Below are 21,851 nucleotides of genomic sequence, written 5' to 3' on the forward strand. Positions count from 1 at the left end.
GCCCACGGTCCAAAGCCTGCGTGAGGGCACACCGAGCCTAGGCGAGGTGCCAAGTGGTGGGGCAAGAGCCTTTTGGTTACTTTTGGGCTCTTTCAAAAGTGACCCGCCGTAAGGGCGGAACCCATATCCGCCATCACCCAAATAACGGATATACACCCCGCACTTCTTAGGTCGCCATCGTCGGCAACGCTTAGCGCAGGACATCCACAATATCAGCAACCGTGCTCAACACATCCTTGCCCAGCTGTTTCGAGCGCTCACCCGACCAACCGGTTTTCAGGTTGGGCGCGTCGTCGTTGTCCTTGAACGGCATCTCCAGGGTCAGCGACAGGCAGTCGTACTTCTCACCGACCGCATTGCAGGCCAGGGTCAGATTAGCTTCGCCCGGCAGGTCACGGGCGTATCCATGGGTAGTCTGGAAGTCACGGGTCAGTGCGCTTAAGTGGCCGCGGAAGTGTTTTTCCAGCGCTTCCAGACGCGGGGTGTAGCCCGGGTTGCCTTCGCAGCCGGCGGTGAACACGTAGGGGATTTCTTCGTCGCCGTGGATATCGAGGAACAGGTCAACGCCGTACTCTTCCATCTGCTGTTGGGCGAACAGTACTTCCGGGCTGATCTCCTGGCTGGCGCTCTGCCAGGCACGGTTGAGGTCCTGGCCCACGGCGTTGGTGCGCAAGTGGCCGTGGAAGGCGCCGTCGGGGTTCATGTTGGGTATCAAGTACAGGTCAGCGACGGCCAGGAGCTTTTTCAGCTCGTCGTCACCGTCCTGCTGCAGGCGTTCGATGATGCCTTCCATAAACCATTCGGCCATGTGTTCACCGGGGTGTTGCTGGGCGATGATCCAGACCTTGCGCTGGCCTTCGCCACCTTTGCCGCGGCGCAGCAGTTGGATGTCACGGCCTTCGGCGCTTTTGCCGGTTGCGAGCAATTGCGTGCCGGCGCGGTTTAAGGCCTGGTCGATCAGCCAGTCGTGACGCTCACGGCTGTAGGGTTCGAAGTAGGCGATCCAGGCTTGTTTTTCACGGGTCTCCAGGCTGATGTGCAAGGTTTCGCCATCAAAGCGCGTGGGCACGCGGAACCAGTTGATATGGTCGTAGGACGCCACGGCGTTGTAGCCGCTCCAAGCGTTTTTATAAGAGGACTGGCTCGCATTGCTCAGGCGAAAGGTGTGGGTGTGGCCCACGTGCATGCCTTCGGCCTTGAAGTGGAACCATTGGAAATGCGCGCTGCGGGTATCCGGTTTGATCGCCAGCAGCAACTGATAGGCATCGCTGGCATCCAGGACCTGGATATTGCCGCTGTCGAAGTCGGTGCTGATCTTAATGGAGGTCAAGGCCACGGTCATAGTCTGGTTGCCTGAATATGAGAGTTGTGGCGGATATCTTACAAGGAGTGAGGCTAAATTCTGATGCAAAATTGTTGCAGAGGGGAGGGGGCGTCGTCCTTGACGCCGCAGCAGCTTAGAGTCTATGAGATTGATTCTCAAGCGCTATTTCGCAAAGATCCGGGTTAGAGCGTTCGCCCGGCCTTCTTTTGGCGATAGTCTTTTGCTACCATGCGCGCCATCGAGCAACACACAGTCTTCATTAGCCTGAAGCCATGCCAGGGAAACTGGCAAAAAAAAGACCCGGCCAAAGAGCCGGGTCAAAAACCGTGATTAGCCTGATGAGGAGATATTCCAAGAGTCCGACCTAAGGTCCCTTGGTCTATCGACTGATCTCGCGATCAGCTGGGTCCAATAATAATCATTATCATTTGCAAGTCAAATGTTTTTATCCGTGAGATAGAAATATTTTTGCTGCATACCTGTCAGGCGCTCGCCTGACCGGCTGGTGCCTGCAACGTCTGCTCCACCATCGCCTTTGCCATATCAATCAAATACACCACCGAAAACGCCAGATCCCGCTGGTTGCCCTGGCGGCTGCTTGCCGATTCGTAGGCCGCTGCCGCCGCGCTGCGCAGCAGGTCGGACGCGTGAACCAACGCGTCTTCATGGCTGATGCCGGGCTTGATGTCGAAAAACATGTCATCAGGGATCGGTGCTGACACATTCTCTTTCAAGTAATAGTCGAGTGCGCGCTGGGCAGCGCCGCTGTTGCGCATCACCAAAAGTTCGTCGGATTCAGGTGTGTCGGACAGGGGATACGGGCTGGTCATCATGAGGGTAGGTACTCTGAGTGGATGTCGAAAACCTGTACCTGATAATAGTACGAATCGTATTTATGTCATTTGATGGATTACTACAAACTGTTTATTGTTCTGGCAAGTACGCAACGTATTGTCACGGCCCATGGATAACTGGATAGCGTTGGTCAAAGCCAACATGAAAGACCGCAAGGTCACGCAGGATGAACTGGCCGAACGCTTGGGCATGTCCCAGGGCGGTGTCGGCCATTGGCTCAACAAACGCCGCGTGCCGAGCCTGGCGGATATGAACCGGGTGCTCGCTGAGTTAGGCCTTGAGTACCTGGAAGTTGCGTTGGAAATCCGCGAGAAAGCCATTGACGCGCCAGCCTTGGAACACCACTACAACCCGTATTTCCGCTACCCGGTCAGCGACTGGAAAGGCGTCTGCGAAATACGTGAAGAGCGCCCGACCTACGGTGCGGCGCGTTTCGAATTGACGGATTACCACGCCCGCGGCGAAGCGTTCTGGCTGCCGGTGACGGGCGACGCCATGACGGCCCCCAGCGGCCTGAGCATTGGCGCTGGCATGATGATCCTGGTGGACCCGGCCATTGACGCCGAACCCGGCAAACTGGTGGTCGCCCAATGGGCCGACAGCACCCAGGCGACCTTTCGCCAGTTGCTGGAAGAGAGCGGCCAGCTTTACCTGGTGCCGCTCAACCCCACTTACCCCAAGCTACTGTTCAGCGACGATTGCCGAATCCTCGGCGTTGTCGTGCAAGCCACCGCGAAGTTTTAGTTCGCCGTTTCAAGCTCGACCAAGGCGCTGCCTTCGGCAACCATTTCGCCTTCCAGGCAGAACAGTGCCTTGACCACCCCGGCCTGGGGCGCGCGGATGCTGTGCTCCATCTTCATCGCCTCAAGCACCACCAACTGCGCACCGGCTTCGACCGCCTGGCCGACTTCCACCAGCACCCGCACGATGCTGCCGTTCATCGGCGCCGTGAGGCCACCCTGATGGGATTGGTTGGCCTCGACCGCTGCAATTGGATCGAACAGGCTCACCGCCAGCATTTCGCCGTCCCAACGCAGGTACACGCTAGCTGCGCCGCGCACCGCCAGATGTGTGCGACGCACGCCGTCGTGTTCGATCACCAACTGCTCGCCTTGCAGTTGCGCGGCGGCGCCTTTCAACGTCACCAGCCGATCCTGCCCCGCGCAGCTCAAATGCAGCGATACCTCGGCAGGCAGCCCCGCGCGAAAACCCCGCGTGTCCGCCCACGGCCCACTGCCGGGCGGCAAACTCTGCATAAACGCAGCGCCCGCCGCCTGCCAGAACTCATCGCTCAATTCCCCCGGCACCGGCAACAGCTCCTCCTGATAGCGCGGGATAAACCCGGTGTCCAGTTCAGCCGCCGCAAAGGCCGGATGGCCGATGATGCGCCGCAAAAAGCCCAGGTTGGTCTTGAGCCCGCCGACGGCAAACTCATCGAGCATGCTCAACAACCGCAGGCGCGCCTGTTCACGGTCTTCGCCCCAGGCAATCAACTTGCCGAGCATCGGGTCGTAGAACGGCGAAACGTCGTCGCCTTGCTCTACGCCGCTGTCCACACGACGGCCCGGGCCCGGCGCAGATTCGCGGTACAGCGCCAGATGCCCGGTGGCCGGCAGGAAATCATTGGCCGGGTCTTCGGCATACAAGCGCACTTCAATGGCATGACCGATCAGTGGCACCTGTTCTTGCGTGATCGGCAGCGGCTCGCCTTGGGCGACACGGATCTGCCAGGCGACCAGGTCGAGCCCGGTAATCGCCTCGGTCACTGGATGCTCCACCTGCAGCCGCGTGTTCATCTCCATAAAGAAAAACTCGCCGCGCGCGTCCAGCAAGAACTCCACTGTGCCCGCGCCGACATAACCGATGGCCTGGGCCGCGCGCACCGCGGCTTCGCCCATGGCTTTGCGCTGTTCAACACTTAGGCCGGGCGCCGGTGCTTCTTCCACGACTTTTTGATGGCGACGCTGAATCGAGCAATCGCGCTCATTCAGGTACAAGCAGTGGCCGTGCTGGTCGGCAAACACCTGGATTTCCACATGGCGCGGTTTGAGCAGGTATTTCTCCACCAGCATTTGTTCGTTGCCGAAGGACGACAGGGCTTCACGCTGGGCCGACGCCAAGGCTTCGGCCAGTTGGCTGACGTCCTCGACCACTTTCATGCCCTTGCCACCACCGCCGGCCGTGGCCTTAAGCAGCACTGGGTAGCCGATACGCTCGCAGGCGGCGCGGAAGGTTTCCAGGTCCTGGGCTTCGCCGTGATAACCCGGCACCAGCGGAACACCGGCTTTTTCCATCAACGACTTGGCCGCCGATTTGCTGCCCATGGCATCGATGGCCGAGGCGGGTGGGCCGAGGAAAATCAAACCGGCCGCTTCAATCGCGCGTGCAAAGCCGGCGTTTTCCGACAAAAAACCATACCCCGGATGGATCGCCTGAGCGCCGCTGGCCTGGGCGGCGGCAATCAGCTTGTCGATCTGCAGGTAGCTCTCGGAGGCTTTGCTGCCACCCAGGTCGACACGGATATCCGCCTCGCGGCTGTGGCGCGCATCGCGGTCGATGGCGCTGTGCACGGCCACGGTGGTCAGGCCCATGGCCTTGGCGGTGCGCATCACGCGGCAGGCGATTTCGCCGCGGTTGGCCACCAGTACGGTGGTCAGTGTGCTCATGAACGCGGCTCCTGCGATTGCCAGCTGGGCGGGCGTTTTTGCAGGAAGGCGCGCAGGCCTTCCTGGCCCTCGGCGCTGACGCGAATCCGCGCGATGGCGTTTTCGCAATAGCGGCGCAGGGCCGGGGTGAGGGCGCCGTTGCCCACTTCACGCAGCAGGTCCTTGCTGGCGCGCATCGCCGCCGGGCTGTTGAGCAGCAGGTTGGCGATCCAGTGTTCGACCTGTTGGTCCAGCTCGCTGGCCGGGTAACTTTCCGCCAGCAGGCCGATGTCCCGCGCACGTTGGCCGCCAAAGCGTTCGGCGGTCAGCGCATAACGCCGCGCGGCGCGCTCGCCGATCGCCTGCACCACGAACGGGCTGATCACCGCCGGTGCCAGGCCAATGCGCACTTCCGACAGACAGAACTGCGCGTCATCCGCGCCAATCGCCATGTCACAGCAACTGATCAAACCCAACGCGCCACCGTAGGCGGCGCCTTGCACCACCGCCAGGGTCGGGATTTTCAGCTTGGCCAGGTTGTACATCAGCTCCGCCAGCTCGCGGGCGTCGTCCAGGTTGGTGTGGTAGTCCAGCTCGGCGGATTGCTGCATCCACGCCAGGTCAGCACCGGCGCTGAAGTGTTTGCCTCGTGCGCGCAGCACCAGAAAACGTAGAGACGGATCGCCCTGCACGTGGTCGAGGGCGATGATCAGTTCGCGGATCATCTCGGCGTTGAACGCGTTGTTCTTGGCTTCACGACTGAGCCACAGCGTGGCAAAGCCACGGCTGTCGGTGATCAGTTCGAGGGTGTTGAAATCGCTCATGGGGTACGGCTCCATTTACATGCGGAACACGCCGAAGCGGCTCGGCTCGATGGGGGCATTCAACGCGGCGGACAAGGCCAGGGCCAGCACGTCACGGGTCTGCTGCGGGTCGATGACACCGTCATCCCACAAGCGTGCGCTGGAGTAGTAGGGGTGGCCCTGGGTTTCATACTGGTCGAGGATCGGCTGCTTGATCGCGGTTTCTTCCTCGGCGCTGAAGTGTGCGCCTGCACGTTCGGCCTGCTCACGCTTGACCTGCACCAGCACGCCGGCCGCCTGTTCGGCGCCCATCACGCCGATACGCGCGTTCGGCCACATCCACAAAAAGCGCGGGTCGTAGGCGCGGCCGCACATGCCGTAGTTACCGGCTCCAAAACTGCCACCAATGATCACCGTGAATTTCGGTACCTTGGCGCAGGCCACGGCGGTCACCAGCTTGGCGCCGTGCTTGGCGATGCCGCCGGCTTCGTACTTCTGGCCGACCATAAAGCCGGTGATGTTTTGCAGGAACAGCAGGGGAATCCCGCGCTGGCAGGCCAGCTCGATAAAGTGCGCGCCTTTTTGCGCGGCTTCGGCGAACAGAATGCCGTTGTTGCCCAGGATCGCAATCGGGTAGCCGTGCAAGTGCGCAAAACCACACACCAGCGTGGTCCCAAACAGCGCCTTGAACTCATCAAACACCGAGCCGTCGACCAGCCGCGCGATCACTTCACGCACATCGAATGGCTGCTTGGCGTCGGCCGGGATCACCCCGTAAAGCTCTTCGCTGCTGTACAGCGGCGCTACCGGTGTGCGTTGCAGCAACTCGCCTTGCTTGCGCCAGTTGAGGTTGGCCACGCTGCGTCGGGCCAGGGCCAGGGCATGTTCGTCGCTGTCGGCATAGTGGTCGGCCACGCCGGAGATCTTGCAGTGCACATCGGCGCCGCCCAGGTCTTCGGCGCTGACCACTTCGCCGGTCGCCGCTTTCACCAGCGGCGGGCCTGCGAGAAAGATCGTGGCCTGGTTGCGCACCATGATCGCCTCGTCGGCCATGGCCGGCACATACGCGCCACCTGCGGTGCACGAGCCCATCACTACGGCGATCTGCGGGATGCCTTGGGCGCTCATGTTGGCCTGGTTGAAGAAGATCCGCCCGAAGTGTTCACGGTCAGGAAACACTTCGTCCTGACGCGGCAAGTTGGCGCCACCGGAGTCGACCAGATAGATGCACGGCAAGCGGTTCTGCTCGGCGATGGTCTGCGCGCGCAGGTGTTTTTTCACCGTGAGCGGGTAGTACGAGCCGCCTTTAACTGTGGCGTCGTTGGCGACAATCATGCATTCGACGCCTTCCACGCGGCCGATCCCGGCGATCACTCCGGCAGCGGGTACATCTTCGCCATACACCTGATACGCGGCCAATTGGCTGAGTTCGAGGAATGGCGAGCCGGGGTCGAGCAGGCGATTGATTCGCTCGCGAGGCAGCAGTTTGCCGCGTGACGTGTGGCGTTCCTGAGCCTTGGCGCCGCCGCCTTGCTGCACGTGGGCGAGCAGGGTGTGCAGGGCGTCGACCTGTAGGCGCATCGCCGCGCTGTTGTCGGCAAATTCTGCCGAGCGCGGGTTGAGCTGGGTGTGCAAGGTGGCCATGGGCGCGCTCCTTCAGCGGGTTTCGTTGAAGAGTTCGCGACCGATCAGCATCCGCCGAATCTCACTGGTGCCGGCGCCGATTTCATACAGCTTGGCGTCACGCAGCAGGCGGCCGGCGGGGAATTCGTTGATGTAGCCGTTGCCGCCCAGAATCTGGATCGCGTCGAGGGCCATTTGCGTGGCGCGCTCGGAACTGAACAGGATCACCCCAGCCGCATCCTTGCGCGTGGTCTCACCGCGCTCGCACGCCTGGGCCACTGCGTAGAGGTAGGCGCGGCAGGCGTTGAGTTGGGTGTACATGTCGGCGACTTTGCCCTGGATCAGCTGGAATTCGCCGATGCTCTGGCCGAACTGCTTACGGTCGTGGATGTACGGCACGATCAGGTCCATGCACGCCTGCATGATGCCGATCGGGCCGCCGGCCAGCACCACGCGTTCGTAGTCCAGGCCGCTCATCAGCACTTTCACGCCGCCATTCAGCGCGCCGAGGATGTTTGCTTCGGGCACTTCAACGTCATCGAAAAACAGCTCGCAGGTGTTGGAGCCGCGCATGCCGAGCTTGTCGAACTTGGTGCTGCGGCTGAAACCTTTCCAATCGCGCTCGACGATAAACGCGGTGATGCCGTGAGGGCCTTTTTCCAGGTCGGTCTTGGCGTAGATCACGTAGGTGTTGGCGTCGGGGCCGTTGGTGATCCAGGTCTTGCTGCCATTGAGCACGTAGTGGTCGCCGCGTTTGTCGGCGCGCAGTTTCATTGAGACCACGTCGGAGCCGGCATTCGGCTCGCTCATGGCGAGGGCGCCGATGTGTTCGCCGCTGATCAGCTTGGGCAGGTATTTGAGCTTCTGTTCGTGGCTGCCGTTGCGGTTGATCTGGTTGACGCAGAGGTTGGAGTGGGCGCCATAAGACAAGCCTACCGAGGCCGACCCTCGGCTGATTTCTTCGAGAGCCACTACGTGGGCCAAGTAACCCAGGCCAGCGCCGCCGTACTCTTCCGGCACCGTAATGCCCAGCAAACCCATGTCACCGAACTTTTGCCACATATCGGCGGGGAACAGGTTGTCGCTGTCGATCTGGGCTGCGCGCGGGGCAATTTCCTTGGCCACGAAGGACTGCACCTGGTCGCGCAGCATGTCGATGGTTTCACCGAGGGCGAAGTTCAGGGACGGGTAACTCATGGACAGGCACCTTAATGTGAGCTTTGTTGTTGTGTGGGGAGCGCGCCAGGGAAGGGCGCTCACCTTTACGTTAACGTAAGCTTGCGTTACGGCGCTGTCAATCGTAGTTTACGTTTACGTCAACCTACAAAAAAGACAACAGGGGTCGTTATGGATCAACCGAATCAGAGCTACAGCCGTGGCGCTCAGGACAAGACCTTGCTGGCGATGACCATTGGCCAGGCCTTCGATCACACCGTTGCGCAACATGCCGATGGCGAAGCCTTGGTGGTACGCCATCAGCAATGTCGCTACACCTGGCGGCAACTGGCCGCGACGGTTGATTTGCACGCCCGTGCGTTCCTGGCCCTGGGCATGCAAACCGGCGACCGCCTGGGCATCTGGGCGCCCAATTGCGCCGAGTGGTGCATCAGCCAGATCGCCAGCGCCAAGCTCGGCGTGATCCTGGTCAATATCAACCCGGCCTACCGCACCAGTGAATTGGACTACGTGCTCAAGCAATCCGGCTGCCAATGGCTGGTGTGCGCCGGGTCGTTCAAGGGCTCCGATTACCACGCCATGTTGCAGGAGCTGAACCCTGACCTGCGCGCCATGATCAGCCTCGACCCCAGCCCGCCCACGGGATTTTTGCCCTGGTCGCAGCTGGTGGCCCTCGGCGCCGGCGTCCCGCCCGAACAACTGCACAGCCGCCAGGCCAGCCTGCACTTCGATCAAGCCGTCAACATCCAGTACACCTCCGGCACCACCGGCTTCCCCAAGGGCGCCACCCTCAGTCACCACAACATCCTCAATAACGGCTACATGGTCGGCGAAAGCCTGGGCCTCACCGCGCAGGACCGCCTGGTGATCCCGGTGCCGCTGTATCACTGCTTCGGCATGGTCATGGGCAACCTCGGCTGCATCACCCACGGCACCACCATGATTTACCCCAATGATGGCTTCGACCCGCTGCTGACCTTAAGCGCCGTCGCCGAAGAGCGCGCCACCGGGCTGTACGGTGTGCCGACCATGTTTATCGCCCTGCTCGATCACCCGCGCCGAGGTGAATTCGACCTGGCGACCTTGCGCACCGGCATCATGGCCGGCGCCACGTGCCCCATCGAAGTGATGCGCCGCGTCATCAGCGAGCTGCACATGGGCGAGGTGCAGATTGCCTACGGCATGACCGAAACCAGCCCGGTGTCACTGCAGACCGGCGCCAATGACGACTTGGAACGCCGCGTCACCACCGTCGGTCGCACCCAGCCGCAGTTGGAAAACAAGATCATCGACACCGATGGCAATACGGTTGCGCGTGGTGAAATAGGCGAGCTGTGCACCCGTGGCTACAGCGTGATGCTCGGCTACTGGAACAACCCCGAAGGCACCCACGACGCCATCGACGACGCCGGCTGGATGCACACCGGTGACCTGGCGACCATGGATGAGCACGGCTACGTGTGCATCGCCGGGCGCAACAAAGACATGATTATTCGCGGCGGCGAAAACGTGTACCCGCGTGAGCTGGAGGAGTTCTTCTTCACCCACCCGGCGGTGGCCGATGTGCAGATCATCGGTATTCCGGATACGCGTTACGGTGAAGAGATCGTCGCCTGGGTCAAGTTCCATCCCGGCCATGTGGCCAACGAGCTGGAGCTGCAAACCTGGTGCAAGGGCCGCATTGCGCACTTCAAGACGCCCAAGTATTTCAAGTTCGTGGACGAGTTTCCGATGACGGTAACCGGCAAGGTCCAGAAGTTTCGCATGCGTGAGATCAGTATCGAAGACTACAGGCCTCACCGTTCCTGATGAATTGTCAGCCTTGGCCCGCTTATTTCTGGCAGGGCTGACGGTCTTTATATACCCCTTCGCTGGCGCTCGAATGTCACATATTGACCGTTCAAACGGTTAATTAGAGTTCGCCACATGGCATGCCTTGAACAAAATGAAAGTACTCCAATAAACGCGGCACTCAGTGTGCATAGCGTCGTCGTACAGGCGCGGCTGCCAGCCTGGTATGGCGCTGCGGCATCCAAGCGAAAGAAAGAATTGCATGAGTGGGCGTTAAGCCTTCCGGATTGGTATAAAAAAATATCCCCGGACAACCGGCTGCGTATGGAAGCCGCCCATCAACGCAGCAGCGATGCGCTGAATAAGCTGGATAAGGTTTTAAAGGATCTAAAAGGCGCCATCGAATTTGCCGAACCGTTGCTGCTGACCGCCATGTGCAAAAAGTTCGGGAAAGTGGTGGATGTAAAGCGCGTGTTTTTTGCGCGTAAGGAGTTCATGCCACGTGATCGGTCAAAGGTCTTTGGCCTGGAAGCCAGCGGGTACTGTTACTACAAAGGTGTGAGCCTGGTTGAGGCAGCGCTGCAGAACTTTTCAGCGGATGAAGCCGTTGAAGCAGAAGATACGTCCTCGCGCGTTATTACGCGGTACGACTTTCATCGGCAGCCCGCACCGTCAACGTTCAATGAGGCTGAGGTGCTGGCGCGCAAGGAGCCTCTGAGCGCTCATGAGTTTGCCGGCTTGTGCCGGGAACTGGACCTGGGCGCGCTGTATCTGGCGCATGTAACGTCCATTGTGAACCCTCCGGACAAGGGTGGGGTTGCTGAAGGCAGTGCGGCCGCCAGAGTGCGTAGCGCGATTACGGCGTCAACCCGAGAGCAGCTGTTATTCGCGGCTGAAGTAGCGCTGGAAGTTGAAGCTATCAAACAGGACACTTATTCGGCACTGGGTGAATTAGCCTTTTGGAAGGCGGGCGTCAAGTGGCGGGATGAGCCTGTACAGTTCACTGCGCTGAAATTGCTCCATGTTGAGCTCACACAGATTATCGTTATTGGGCCTGTGAGTTTCAGCTATGTACGCGGCGTAAAGGTTTTCAACAAAGGGCCGTGTGTCGTCTATATCCCCGGTGATCCGGTGTGTATGTTGAAAGAGTACGCAGGGCTTGGCGCGTTTCAGACCGCTCTGGTTGAAAGGCTGTGCTCGGCCCAATATCGACGATTCTTCAGCCAGCATGTGCCGTATGAGCAACAAACAGGCTTTTTTAAAACGCTCAAACATCACCTTGATCCCGGCAATGCCTATGCCGAGGACGCAGACTTCGACCCGCACAAGAAAAACATCAACACATGGTCAACCGGTTATGGCGAGGCGTTGCCACAGACATGGACCGACCACTCTCGGCAAAAAGTCGAGTTAATCCTCAGCAATGCTCAAGCCATGGCCACCTCCACTGCCAAGGCCGACGACAACGCGCATAACGCATGGCTGATGTCGTTGGCCAGCATTGCGTTGACGGTCCTCAATGTTGCCTCATTCGTGGTGCCGCAACTGGCACCTGTGATGCTGATGATTGGCGCAGTGCAAATGCTCTATGAGATCGCCACCGGCGTAGAAGCCTGGGAAGAGGGCGACATGAAAGAAGCGTGGGCGCACGTTTCGGCCGTGGCGTTTAATGTGACGACAACCGCTCTGGGCGCCAAGCTGTTGCCGTTGGCGCAGACGCCGTTTGTTGATGCGCTGGCGCATGTGCGTTGCCCTGACGCCAATGTGCGTTTGTCTGCGCCTGGGCTCAACCCTTACCTGCGCCAGGTCGACTTGCCCGAGACCTCGGCGGCCAATGCCAATGGCTTGTTTGAACATGAGGGTGGTTTATACCTGCCGGACAAAGACGGGCACTATTTGGTCGAGGCGCTGGGTACCGGTAACACTTACAAAATCCTGCACCCGCATAACCCATCAGCCTACTCGCCGCAGGTACGCCGTACCGAAGGCGGGGCCTGGATACATGAGCATGAACATCCATTGCAGTGGGCCGCTCCGCAGCTGATGCAGCGCCTGGGGTCAGGGACGAAGACGTTTGCAGGCGACCCCGATAAGCTCGAGCGCATTTGCGAAATTGCAGCGGCGGACAGCAGCGTGTTGCGCAAGATGTACGTCGACCAGGCGCCTGTCCCCGGGCTATTGGCAGATACCCTCAAGCGTTTTGAGATTGACGAGACCCTCGCGGGCGAAACGCCGGCAGTGAAAGCTTCATCACTGGCGGGGCATCAGGCCGATCTTTTTGCGCAACGTTATGCGGCCGCTGAAAGCGAAAGCGCTGAGGCGCTGAAGTTACTCAAGCGCGCGTTTGTGTCGCTGCCCGACAGCATCGCACGCGAGCTGCTGAGCCATGCCAGTTAAGCCGAAATGCAGATGATCGAGCAGCACCAACGTGTGCCGTTTCGTTTGGGCGAAGAGGCTCGCTATTACCAGCAAGAGGTGCGCCTGGCGCGGGCGTATGAGGGGCTCTATCGCAAAACCCTGGGCAATAACGACACGCAACGAATGGTCTTGCACAGCCTGAATAAACTGGAGGGGTGGCCCACAGACCTGCGCATTGATGTGGTTGAGAAGGGCGCCGGCGGCAAGGAGCGCCTCTTGGACTCGCTGGGGCCGCAGGACGCAACAGTGACGCGGCGCCTTATCAAGTTTGGCTCGGCGAACCTCTATGAAGTGCAGGATGACCGGTTCGGCGTATTGACCGGGCAAGCGGATATCTATGGCGCGGTGCACGCCGCCATTTCGCCCGAGAATCGGGTGAGCCTGAAATTGACCGCGAATGATCGCGGGGCGAGCCTCAAACAAGCGCTTGAAAAACAGCCGTTGATGCCCCGTGGCGAATTACGCAACCTGTTGAAGATGCAGCCGATCAAGCCGGGTTACAAACCGCCGATGCGCCTGGCCGACGGGCGTATCGGTTACCTGTTGAGCCCATTGCCAAGCACCGTCAAACGCGCGTTCGCCTGTGAAATGAAAGCGGCGATACTCTATCCATCCAAGTCCATGGCAGAGGTCGAGGCGTTTCTTGGCCTTCAAGGCCTCGCTGACGCCGAGGTTCTGGCCAGGTTGACTGAACTTGAAGGCGAGCTTGAGCAGCTTAAAGCAACGCTGCACACCTGGGAGCAAGAGGGGCGACCGGATGGCTACGGCCGGTCCAGGGCACGCGTCTCCCATACCATTCGTGACGCTTGGCAGCGTTCTTTAACGCAAGCGTTGGCGGGTGATCGAACGCCCATCGGGCACATCCTCGATTTGTCGGACGAAGTCATCGGCGAACTGCCGACATTAACGGCGAATATGAGCCATGTAGGGTGCTTGCGGCTGAATCGAATGGCGCTGACCAACGAATCCCTGGTGTTCCTCAGAGCCTTTGGTGGCCTGCGCTGGCTGAGCATGAGAAACAATAACCTCACTCAGTTACCGGAGTTTGCGAATAACGGCATCGGTTTGACCAAGCTGTACCTGAACGGCAATGACATCCGGCTGACCGCGCTCACAAAGGCACGCCTGGAGGGGATGCAAGGCTTGAAGATCCTCGATCTGGCCTACAACCGTCAATTGGGCTGGACGGCCAATCTCGAAGGCATGTGGAGCCTCAACCAGCTCAATTTAAGGCATACCGGAACCACAACATTCCCCGCTGGCGCCGGCCAGTTAGCCAACCTTGCGAGAATTGATCTGCATTCCAACCAGCTCACCACGTTGCCTGAATACGCTTATCAGCGCATCGAACGAATTAATTATCATGAAAACCCGCTGTCGGCTGATACGCGCGTGCGTCTTGGGCTCGATGCCCCGGCGGATGTCCATGTTACGGTCGAGGAGGGGCGGCGCTTGTGGCTCGATGGCGCGCCGACGGCCGTGCAGGCAGTTCGCGCCAGGCTCTGGGACGATGCGCTCGCCAGCCCTGAGTCGGCGGCGTTCTTTTCGATGCTGGCCGACACCACGCGTTGCGCTGAATACCGGTCCACGACCACCCGTGCACAACTGACCGAGCGCGTGTGGGACATGCTCGAGGCGGTCAATGAATACCAGGAGATCCGCGAGCGGTTGTTCGCTGTCGCGGATGACCGATTCACCTGTGGCGATGGCAGCGTTGTTGAGTTTATGAACTCGGAACGTGAAGTGTTGGCATTGCAAACCCTGGCGTTAGCCGATGAGGCCGGCGCCGAAACCCAACTGATTACCACGGGTAGAAAACTGTTTCGTCTTGACTTGGTAGACGCTATTGCTCAACGAGATGTCGATTTGCGCGGGTCGTCGTTTCAGGAGCAGGTCGAGGTCATACTCGCTTATCGAATCAAGTTGGCGGACAGGCTAGCGTTGCCGGTCAAGTCCAGGGACATGTTATTTCCAGAAGTTGCCAGTGTGAGTCAGGGGGCGATCGATGATGCCTATGCGAGTGTGCTCAGGGATGAACGTGTCCACGCCGATGAGGAAAGCTTCTTTATTAAGCTGGGTTTTTGGGACAAGCATCTTCGCAGCCACTATGCACCGAGGCTGGAGCAGCTGATGGCCCCCGGCCTTGAACCCATCAATGAAAAAAGCACCGCGCTGTATGACGTGTCGGATCTCCAGGGTGAGGAGGATATCAAGGCGGACATGGCTGCCCAGGCGCAGTGGCTGGTTAAACGAAATGCGGCGGTTGACCGCCTGGCCACGCTGCTCGGCAAGCAACGCGATGACATACTGGTGGATGATGCGATGCAGAGCGGTTTCTTCGAGAAACAATTGCAGGCGCTTAGCTCTGCGCGAAACGCGCAGGAGAGAATCGCACTCAAGGCATTGACGCGTCAGGTGCTGGGCACACACGACGCAGCGCAAGTGGCTCAGGTCTGATTCCTTAAGCGTCAGAAAGCACAAAGGGGACCCGAAGGTCCCCTTTAATTTGTCGTTGCGTGCTCTTTTCTTATTATTGAGGGGCGGTCTATTGTTGTTTTTGGCAACCGTTACCCTTTACCGCTGTTTTTGGCGACCCCCATCCGGGGTCAAGAGCAAACGTATTTTTTTGAACGCTGATCTGCTTCTTCGTTATCGATCCAACCAGTGGGTAGCTACCTGAGGTAGTTTTATTTTTCTCTAACCGGTTGCGGGTTTCGGCATGCCGTACCCTGCGAAGCACATCTTCTCCAAAAAAATCTGTTAGCTGCGTCTCTGCCGTGTTGTTTTTGTTATGTCAGAGTCGTTTCGTCTTATTTTTATTAGGTTTGGCGCTTTTTATTCTTGTTATGCAATAGAGATAGCAGAAGCCGTGCCAACTTTTAAAAGTCCTTTAAAATCAATGGTTTGATTTTTTGATGGGCATTGGCACACGGCAAATCAGACAAAATATGTTCCCGTGTTACTCGTTACGTAAGCGTGCGGTAACACATTGTCACAGCGATGCTACTCAACGGGCGTTACGCGCCTTCGCGACGCGCGACCCGGTAGGTCGGCCGAGCACGTTGCTGATTTGCTGGCCCGCGTGCATCAATTGCTCCAGGTCGATACCGGTGTCGATACCCAGGCCATTGAGCAGGTACACCACATCCTCGGTGGCGACGTTACCGCTGGCGCCCTTGGCGTAAGGGCAACCGCCGAGGCCTGCGATAGAGCTGTCGAACACTTGGACCCCTTCGAGCAGGCTGGCGTAGATATTCGCAATCGCCTGGCCGTACGTGTCGTGGAAGTGCCCGGCCAGCTTGTCCCGTGGCACCTGCGCGCCGACCACTTCAAACAGCCGCCGTGTGGCGCCCGCCGTGCCGGTGCCGATGGTGTCGCCCAAGGACACCTCATAACAGCCCATGGCATACAGCTCGCGCGCGACCGCCGCGACCTGTTCGGGGGCGATGTCACCTTCGTAAGGGCAACCCAACACACACGACACATAACCACGCACGCTGATGCCATGCTGTTTGGCTGCCGCCATGATCGGCGCAAAACGCGCCAGGCTTTCGCTGATCGAGCAGTTGATATTGCGCTGGGAAAACGCCTCGGACGCCGCCGCGAACACCGCGACTTCCTTCACGCCGGCAGCCAGCGCGTCTTCAAAACCGCGCAGGTTCGGCGCCAGCGCGCCGTAGGTTACGCCGGGCTTGCGCTGGATCTGCGCAAACACCTCGGCCGACCCGGCCATTTGCGGCACCCATTTGGGCGAGACAAAACTGCCAACTTCGATATAGCTCAAGCCTGCGTCGGTCAGGGCATCCACCAACTGGACCTTGTCGGCCACGCTGATGGGCTGGGCTTCGTTCTGCAAACCGTCGCGCGGGCCTACTTCCACCAAGCGTACGTGTGAGGGGAGGGACATGAAGGCTACCTTCTGGTTAATGGCCAACCTGGCTCATGGTCTGCGCCAGGGCCTGGGTGCAGCGCTCTTCGGCGGTGTCCAGTTCCAGTTTCATCTGTTCGATATCCAGCAACTGTTGCTCAAGCTGCTCACGGCGCTCGGCGATCTTGGCGAGCATGCTGTTGAGCTGGATGTGGTTGCCGCTGGTGGGGTCGTAGAGTTCGATCAGCTCGCGGCATTCGGCCAGGGAAAACCCGATCCGCTTGCCGCGCAGGATCAGCTTGAGGCTGACCTTGTCCCGCGCCGAGTAAATGCGCTCCTGGCCCCGGCGTTCCGGGGCCAGCAGGCCTTGTTCTTCATAGAAGCGAATGGCGCGGGTGGTGATGTCGAGCTCGCGGGCGAGGTCGGAGATGCTGTAGGTCGTGCTCATGGGGGCGCTCAAGAAGGTCTTGGCGCTAAGCTAATGTCAGGTTGACGTAAACGTCAAGCAAATAGCCTGGGTGGAGGCTTACTCTGTGGCGAGGGCGCTGGCTCCCTCGCCACAAAAGCTGTTCAGGCTTGCAGCTTGTCGAGTTTCTTTTCATGTGCCGTCACCTGCTGGCACAACTCAATCATCTGCTCACGCATCCAACGGTTGGCCGGGTCCTGGTCGGTGCTTTCGTGCCAGTACAGGTGGGTTTCCACGGGCGGTACATCGTTAACCGGCAGGTTGAACCAATGCAACTCATGACGGCGGGCGAAACGCTCAGGCACGGTCATGACCATGTCGGTCTGCTGCAACACTTGCGAGGCCATCAGGTAATGCTGGGAGCGCAGGGCGATCTTGCGTTGGATGCCCATCTTGCCCAGGGCCAGGTCGACGTGGCCCAGGCCGTTACGGCGGCTGGAGATATGGATGTGGGTCAGCGACAGGTAGTCATCCAGGCTGAACTTGTCCTTGCCCGCCATCGGGTGGCCCTTGCGCATGGCGCACACGTAGCGGTCTTCCATCAGCTTGACGTGGCGCACTTGCGGGTCCGTGTTCAGCGGCGCATCCACGGCAAAGTCCAGGCGCCCGGCGGCCAACTCCTTGGTGGTTTCGCGGCGTTTGGACAGGAAACTCTCGATCACCACGGTCGGCGCCAGGCGGCGCAGGCGCTGGAACAGCAGCGGTAAAATCACCGCTTCGGTGAGGTCGGTCATGCTGATGCGGTAGGTCTTGGCCGCCTGTTGCGGGTTGAAAATCCGGCTTTCCTGCACCGACACCCGCAACAACGACAACGCATTGCGCACTGGGCCGATGATGTTCTGCGCCATGGGCGTGGGCACCATGCCTTGGGCGGTGCGCACGAACAGCGGGTCGTTGAAGGTCTCGCGCAAGCGCGCCAGGGCGTTGGACACCGCCGGCTGGGTGATACCGACAATCTGCCCGGCGCGGGTCAGGTTGGCTTCGGTGTAGATCGCGTCGAAGACGATAAACAGGTTGAGGTCGACCTTGCTCAGGTTCATGTCGTTGCGCTCTTATTGTTAGGTAGCGATTGTTAAGTGCTCAGGCGCCGATCATATATCGGTGATGAATGTTAATACACGCCGAGAATAGGCTAGGTAAATTATCAGCGCTGTTCTAGCATCGATTGCATGACCTAAACAACCTCTTAGAGAAGGGAGCTGCTCATGGATTTCGCCTATTCGCCCAAGGTTCAGGAACTGCGTGAACGTGTCACTGCGTTCATGGACACGTACGTTTACCCGGCCGAGCCGGTGTTCGAACGCCAGGTCAGCGAAGGCGACCGCTGGCAGCCCACCGCCATCATGGAGGAGCTGAAAGCCAAGGCAAAAGCCGAGGGCCTGTGGAACCTGTTCCTGCCCGAATCCGAACTGGGCGCCGGCCTGACCAACCTTGAATACGCGCCGCTGGCCGAAATCATGGGCCGCTCCTTGTTGGGCCCGGAGCCGTTCAACTGCTCCGCACCCGACACCGGCAACATGGAAGTGCTGGTGCGCTACGCCAACGCCGAACAGAAACAACGTTGGCTGGAACCGCTGCTGCGCGGCGAGATTCGCTCGGCGTTCGCCATGACCGAACCAGACGTCGCGTCCTCAGACGCCACCAACATGGCCGCCCGCGCCGAGCGCCAGGGCGACGAATGGGTGATCAACGGCAAAAAATGGTGGACCTCCGGCGCCTGCGACCCGCGCTGCAAAATCTTGATCTTCATGGGCCTGAGCAACCCGGATGCGCCACGTCACCAGCAGCACTCGATGATTCTGGTGCCGGTGGATGCCCCAGGCGTGAAAATCGTCCGCCCACTGCCGGTATTCGGCTACGACGACGCACCCCATGGCCACGCCGAAGTGCTGTTCGACAATGTGCGCGTGCCCTACGAAAACGTCTTGCTTGGTGAAGGTCGCGGCTTTGAAATTGCCCAGGGCCGCCTTGGCCCTGGCCGTATCCACCACTGCATGCGCTCCGTCGGCATGGCCGAGCGTGCGCTGGAATTGATGTGCAAACGCTCCGTCAGCCGTACCGCGTTCGGCCAACCATTGGCGCGCCTGGGCGGCAATATCGACAAGATCGCCGACTCACGGATGGAAATCGACATGGCGCGCCTGCTGACGTTGAAGGCGGCGTACATGATGGACACCGTCGGTAACAAAGTCGCGAAAAGCGAAATCGCCCAGATCAAGGTGGTGGCGCCGAACGTGGCGTTGAAAGTGATCGACCGCGCGATCCAAATTCATGGCGGCGCTGGGGTTTCCAACGATTTTCCGCTGGCCTACATGTATGCCATGCAACGCACCTTGCGCCTGGCCGACGGCCCGGATGAAGTGCACCGTGCGGCGATTGGCAAGTTTGAGATTGGCAAGTATGTGCCTAAAGAACTGATGCGCGGCGGGCAGTAAGACCGAGTTGTCCCCGTCGTGGGCAAGCCCGGCTCCCACAGTTGCCCGTGTTCTCCAGAACAACTCGGTCAACTGTGGGAGCCGGGCTTGCCCGCGATGAGGCCAGTGTTTACAACACACAACCCAGGGGTCAGTACACCCAAACCTCCACCCGTCGATTCTTGATCCGCCCCTCATCCGCCGTATTCGCCGCCACCGGCATCTGCGCACCCAACCCGCGTATATCACGCAGCACCACACCGCTCTTGACCAGTTCACGCCGCACCGCCATCGCCCGCAACTTCGACAACAGCGCCGCGCGCTGCGGATCACTCTTGGCATCGCCAAACCCCACCAGCGTGACCTGCTTGTCGAGCTTGCCGTGGCTGTTGATATACGCCACCACCCGCTGCAAATCCTGGCGCGCCTTGTTGTCCAGGCTTGCACTGCCTTCCTCGAAACGAAAGTTCACGGTCAAACGCTGGGCGTCACGGGCGATGGCTTGATAATCCTCGGGCATTGAGGGGCGCGACGCCACGCTGATCGCCTGCACTTGCTGCGCAATAAAGCCATTGGCTGCCACAATCGCCTGGCCCTTACTGCTTTGGGTGAAGTCCACGAGTGCCTTGGCCCAAGGATTACGCCCCGACGGCGGCAGGTAAAAGTACAGCCGGCGTGACAGCGGGTAATCCTCGGTAGCAATCAGGCGGGTCACGGGCAACATGGGCTGAGAGTCGCCATCGACAATGGCTACCGCCTTGGCCTCGCGCACCGATGGCAGGCCGATAAACCCAATGCCTTGAGGGTCATGGCTCACGGCATCGGACAAGGCTTCGCTGGACTCGAAACGTTTGGCCGACCCGGCCAGGGGCTTGCCGCGCAGGCGCAGCACCAGTTCCTTGAAGGTGTCGTAGGTGCCGGATTGATCATCGCGCGCATATAAATGAATGGCGCCGCCGCTCCAGCCGAGCGCCTCCCAGGTGCTGATCTCACCGTTGAAGATCTGCGCCAGCTGTTCGGTGTTCAGCGTGTCCAGCGGGTTGCGCGGGTGGAGGATGATGGCCAGGCCGTCGATGGCGATCACCTGTTCGGCCTCTGGGCTTTTCAGGTCGCCGAGGGGTTCAAGGTCTACGAGTTCGTTGTCCTTGATCGGGCGCGAAGACGCGGCGAGGTCGGCACTGGCTTTTTTCAGCGCGCTAAACCCGGTGCTGGAGCCGTGGGCGGCCACCTCGACAATCACCGATTTGCCCTGGCGCGTCTTGCCGATCACCCGCTGTTCATTGGCCCCGTCGCCAGGCTCGCTGTGCACTGCCTGCAGGCCCTGGTGTTCCATCAGGCCTTCGACCAATGCGGGCCCGAGCGCTGCGCCAATGGTGTTGGAGCCCTGAATGCGTAGAGCAGGGCCTTGGTCGGGAACGGGCAGGGGAGCAGCCACTGCGCACAGGGGCAGGATCAACAGGAGCAGAACGCGCAGCATCATGCCGGCACCTTCTTAAGCCAAAGGGGGTGCCGGGAGATTAAGTCAATTGGATTTCAATATTGTGACTGGCGCACAACAAACCCAAAGGTGGGAGCTGGCTCCCACATTGAGTCGAGTCAGCTCAATTCCAGCCAGATCGGCGCATGGTCCGACGGCTTTTCCAAACCGCGCAAGTCGTAATCCACGCCCGCATCCTTGACCCGCGGCAGCAAGCCGTTGGACGCCATGATCACGTCAATGCGCAGCCCACGCTTGGGCTCATCCTCAAACCCCCGGCTGCGGTAGTCGAACCAGCTGAAACGGTCAGTCACGTCCGGGTTGAGGTGGCGGAAGCTGTCCACCAGGCCCCAGTTTTTCAGGCGCGCCATCCACTCGCGCTCCTCGGGCAAAAAACTGCACTTGCCGGTTTTCAACCAGCGCTTGGCGTTGTCGGCGCCGATGCCGATGTCGCAATCTTGCGGGGAGATGTTGATGTCACCCATCACCACCACGGGCTGTTCATTGCTGAACTGGCTTTCCAGCAGGTGCTGCAAATCTTCGTAGAAGCGTTGCTTGGCCGGGAACTTGGTCGGGTGGTCGCGGCTTTCGCCCTGGGGGAAGTAGCCGTTCATGATGGTCACGGGGTTGCCGTTTTCATCGGCGAAGGTGCCCCAGATAAAGCGGCGCTGAGCGTCTTCTTCGTCGGTGGCAAAACCTTTGTGCAGGCTCAATGCCGGCTTGCGCGAAAGCAGGGCCACGCCGTAATGGCCTTTTTGCCCGTGGTAGTACACGTGATAGCCCAAAGCCTGCACTTCGGCGAGCGGGAACTGGTCATCGTGAACCTTGGTTTCCTGCAGGCCGATCACGTCGGGTTGATGCTTTTCAATCAGCGCCGCCAGCTGATGGGGGCGGGCGCGCAGCCCGTTGATATTGAAGGAGACGATTTTCATGGTCGGCAGTCCAGTCTGGCAAAAGGGCGATGCTAGCCGACAAGTCAGGCGGGGGCCAG

At 59.9% G+C, this 21,851-nt stretch carries 16 protein-coding genes; 5 read left to right on the top strand and 11 right to left on the bottom strand.

Going from position 1 to position 21,851, the window contains the following annotated elements; genetic code table 11:
- Positions 1-190: 190 nt before the first annotated feature.
- Both ACI77I_RS28045 and ACI77I_RS28050 read right to left on the bottom strand, forming a co-directional pair.
- A complete protein-coding gene (locus ACI77I_RS28045) occupies positions 191-1,342 on the bottom strand; it encodes a M14-type cytosolic carboxypeptidase (protein WP_094952523.1) in 1,152 nt (383 codons plus the stop codon).
- A 464-nt stretch (positions 1,343-1,806) separates the two neighbouring features.
- On the bottom strand, positions 1,807-2,157 hold the full coding sequence (locus ACI77I_RS28050) for a DUF6124 family protein (RefSeq protein ID WP_406999416.1): 351 nt from the start codon (positions 2,155-2,157) through the stop codon (positions 1,807-1,809).
- A gap of 130 nt (positions 2,158-2,287) precedes the next feature.
- Between ACI77I_RS28050 and ACI77I_RS28055 the strand changes: the two genes are divergently transcribed.
- A complete protein-coding gene (locus ACI77I_RS28055) occupies positions 2,288-2,923 on the top strand; it encodes a LexA family transcriptional regulator (RefSeq protein ID WP_094952525.1) in 636 nt (211 codons plus the stop codon).
- Here the strand turns inward: ACI77I_RS28055 and ACI77I_RS28060 are convergent.
- Genes ACI77I_RS28060 through ACI77I_RS28075 form a run of 4 tightly spaced genes read right to left on the bottom strand, consistent with a single transcriptional unit; the run spans position 2,920 to position 8,447 of the window.
- Positions 2,920-4,845, bottom strand: a complete 1,926-nt coding sequence (locus ACI77I_RS28060; protein WP_094952526.1) for an acetyl/propionyl/methylcrotonyl-CoA carboxylase subunit alpha — start codon at positions 4,843-4,845, stop codon at positions 2,920-2,922. The two genes, ACI77I_RS28055 and ACI77I_RS28060, sit on opposite strands and share 4 nt — an antisense overlap.
- Positions 4,842-5,648, bottom strand: coding sequence for a gamma-carboxygeranoyl-CoA hydratase (locus ACI77I_RS28065; RefSeq protein WP_094952527.1), 807 nt, complete (start codon positions 5,646-5,648; stop codon positions 4,842-4,844). The genes ACI77I_RS28060 and ACI77I_RS28065 overlap by 4 nt, the downstream gene beginning before the upstream one ends.
- 15 nt (positions 5,649-5,663) lie before the next feature.
- Complete coding sequence (locus tag ACI77I_RS28070) at positions 5,664-7,271, bottom strand: carboxyl transferase domain-containing protein (protein ID WP_263273467.1); 1,608 nt, start codon at positions 7,269-7,271, stop codon at positions 5,664-5,666.
- A gap of 12 nt (positions 7,272-7,283) precedes the next feature.
- Complete coding sequence (locus tag ACI77I_RS28075) at positions 7,284-8,447, bottom strand: isovaleryl-CoA dehydrogenase (protein ID WP_094952529.1); 1,164 nt, start codon at positions 8,445-8,447, stop codon at positions 7,284-7,286.
- Positions 8,448-8,597: 150 nt separating this feature from the next.
- On the opposite strand from ACI77I_RS28075, the gene ACI77I_RS28080 reads away from it, so the two are divergent.
- From ACI77I_RS28080 to ACI77I_RS28090, 3 genes are all read left to right on the top strand, one after another.
- Positions 8,598-10,235, top strand: a complete 1,638-nt coding sequence (locus ACI77I_RS28080; RefSeq protein WP_242150711.1) for an AMP-binding protein — start codon at positions 8,598-8,600, stop codon at positions 10,233-10,235.
- 117 nt (positions 10,236-10,352) lie between these two features.
- On the top strand, positions 10,353-12,614 hold the full coding sequence (locus ACI77I_RS28085; protein WP_406999419.1) for a dermonecrotic toxin domain-containing protein: 2,262 nt from the start codon (positions 10,353-10,355) through the stop codon (positions 12,612-12,614).
- A 12-nt stretch (positions 12,615-12,626) separates the two neighbouring features.
- Positions 12,627-15,092: an NEL-type E3 ubiquitin ligase domain-containing protein gene (locus ACI77I_RS28090; protein WP_406999421.1), complete on the top strand. Its 2,466-nt coding sequence runs from the start codon at positions 12,627-12,629 to the stop codon at positions 15,090-15,092.
- A gap of 550 nt (positions 15,093-15,642) precedes the next feature.
- Here the strand turns inward: ACI77I_RS28090 and ACI77I_RS28095 are convergent.
- The 3 genes from ACI77I_RS28095 to ACI77I_RS28105 form a co-directional block, all read right to left on the bottom strand.
- The gene (locus ACI77I_RS28095; protein ID WP_406999423.1) at positions 15,643-16,542 is read right to left on the bottom strand and encodes a hydroxymethylglutaryl-CoA lyase; all 900 of its coding nucleotides are present in this window, start codon (positions 16,540-16,542) and stop codon (positions 15,643-15,645) included.
- Positions 16,543-16,558: 16 nt separating this feature from the next.
- Positions 16,559-16,951 carry a MerR family DNA-binding transcriptional regulator gene (locus tag ACI77I_RS28100; RefSeq protein ID WP_094952532.1) on the bottom strand — a complete coding sequence of 131 codons (393 nt, stop codon included), beginning with the start codon at positions 16,949-16,951 and terminating at the stop codon, positions 16,559-16,561.
- Between the two features lie 122 nt (positions 16,952-17,073).
- The gene (locus tag ACI77I_RS28105) at positions 17,074-18,009 is read right to left on the bottom strand and encodes a LysR family transcriptional regulator (protein WP_094952533.1); all 936 of its coding nucleotides are present in this window, start codon (positions 18,007-18,009) and stop codon (positions 17,074-17,076) included.
- Between the two features lie 165 nt (positions 18,010-18,174).
- On the opposite strand from ACI77I_RS28105, the gene ACI77I_RS28110 reads away from it, so the two are divergent.
- Entirely contained in the window at positions 18,175-19,404 is a 1,230-nt protein-coding gene (locus tag ACI77I_RS28110; protein WP_094952534.1) for an acyl-CoA dehydrogenase, read from the top strand.
- Between the two features lie 130 nt (positions 19,405-19,534).
- On the opposite strand, the gene ACI77I_RS28115 is transcribed toward ACI77I_RS28110, so the two are convergent.
- Complete coding sequence (locus tag ACI77I_RS28115; RefSeq protein WP_406999425.1) at positions 19,535-20,863, bottom strand: substrate-binding domain-containing protein; 1,329 nt, start codon at positions 20,861-20,863, stop codon at positions 19,535-19,537.
- A 116-nt stretch (positions 20,864-20,979) separates the two neighbouring features.
- Positions 20,980-21,792: an exodeoxyribonuclease III gene (gene xthA / locus ACI77I_RS28120; protein ID WP_406999427.1), complete on the bottom strand. Its 813-nt coding sequence runs from the start codon at positions 21,790-21,792 to the stop codon at positions 20,980-20,982.
- Between the last annotated feature and the right edge of the window lie 59 nt (positions 21,793-21,851).

It is taken from the genome of Pseudomonas sp. D47 (genome assembly GCF_045447305.1).
Taxonomy (GTDB): Bacteria; Pseudomonadota; Gammaproteobacteria; order Pseudomonadales; family Pseudomonadaceae; genus Aquipseudomonas.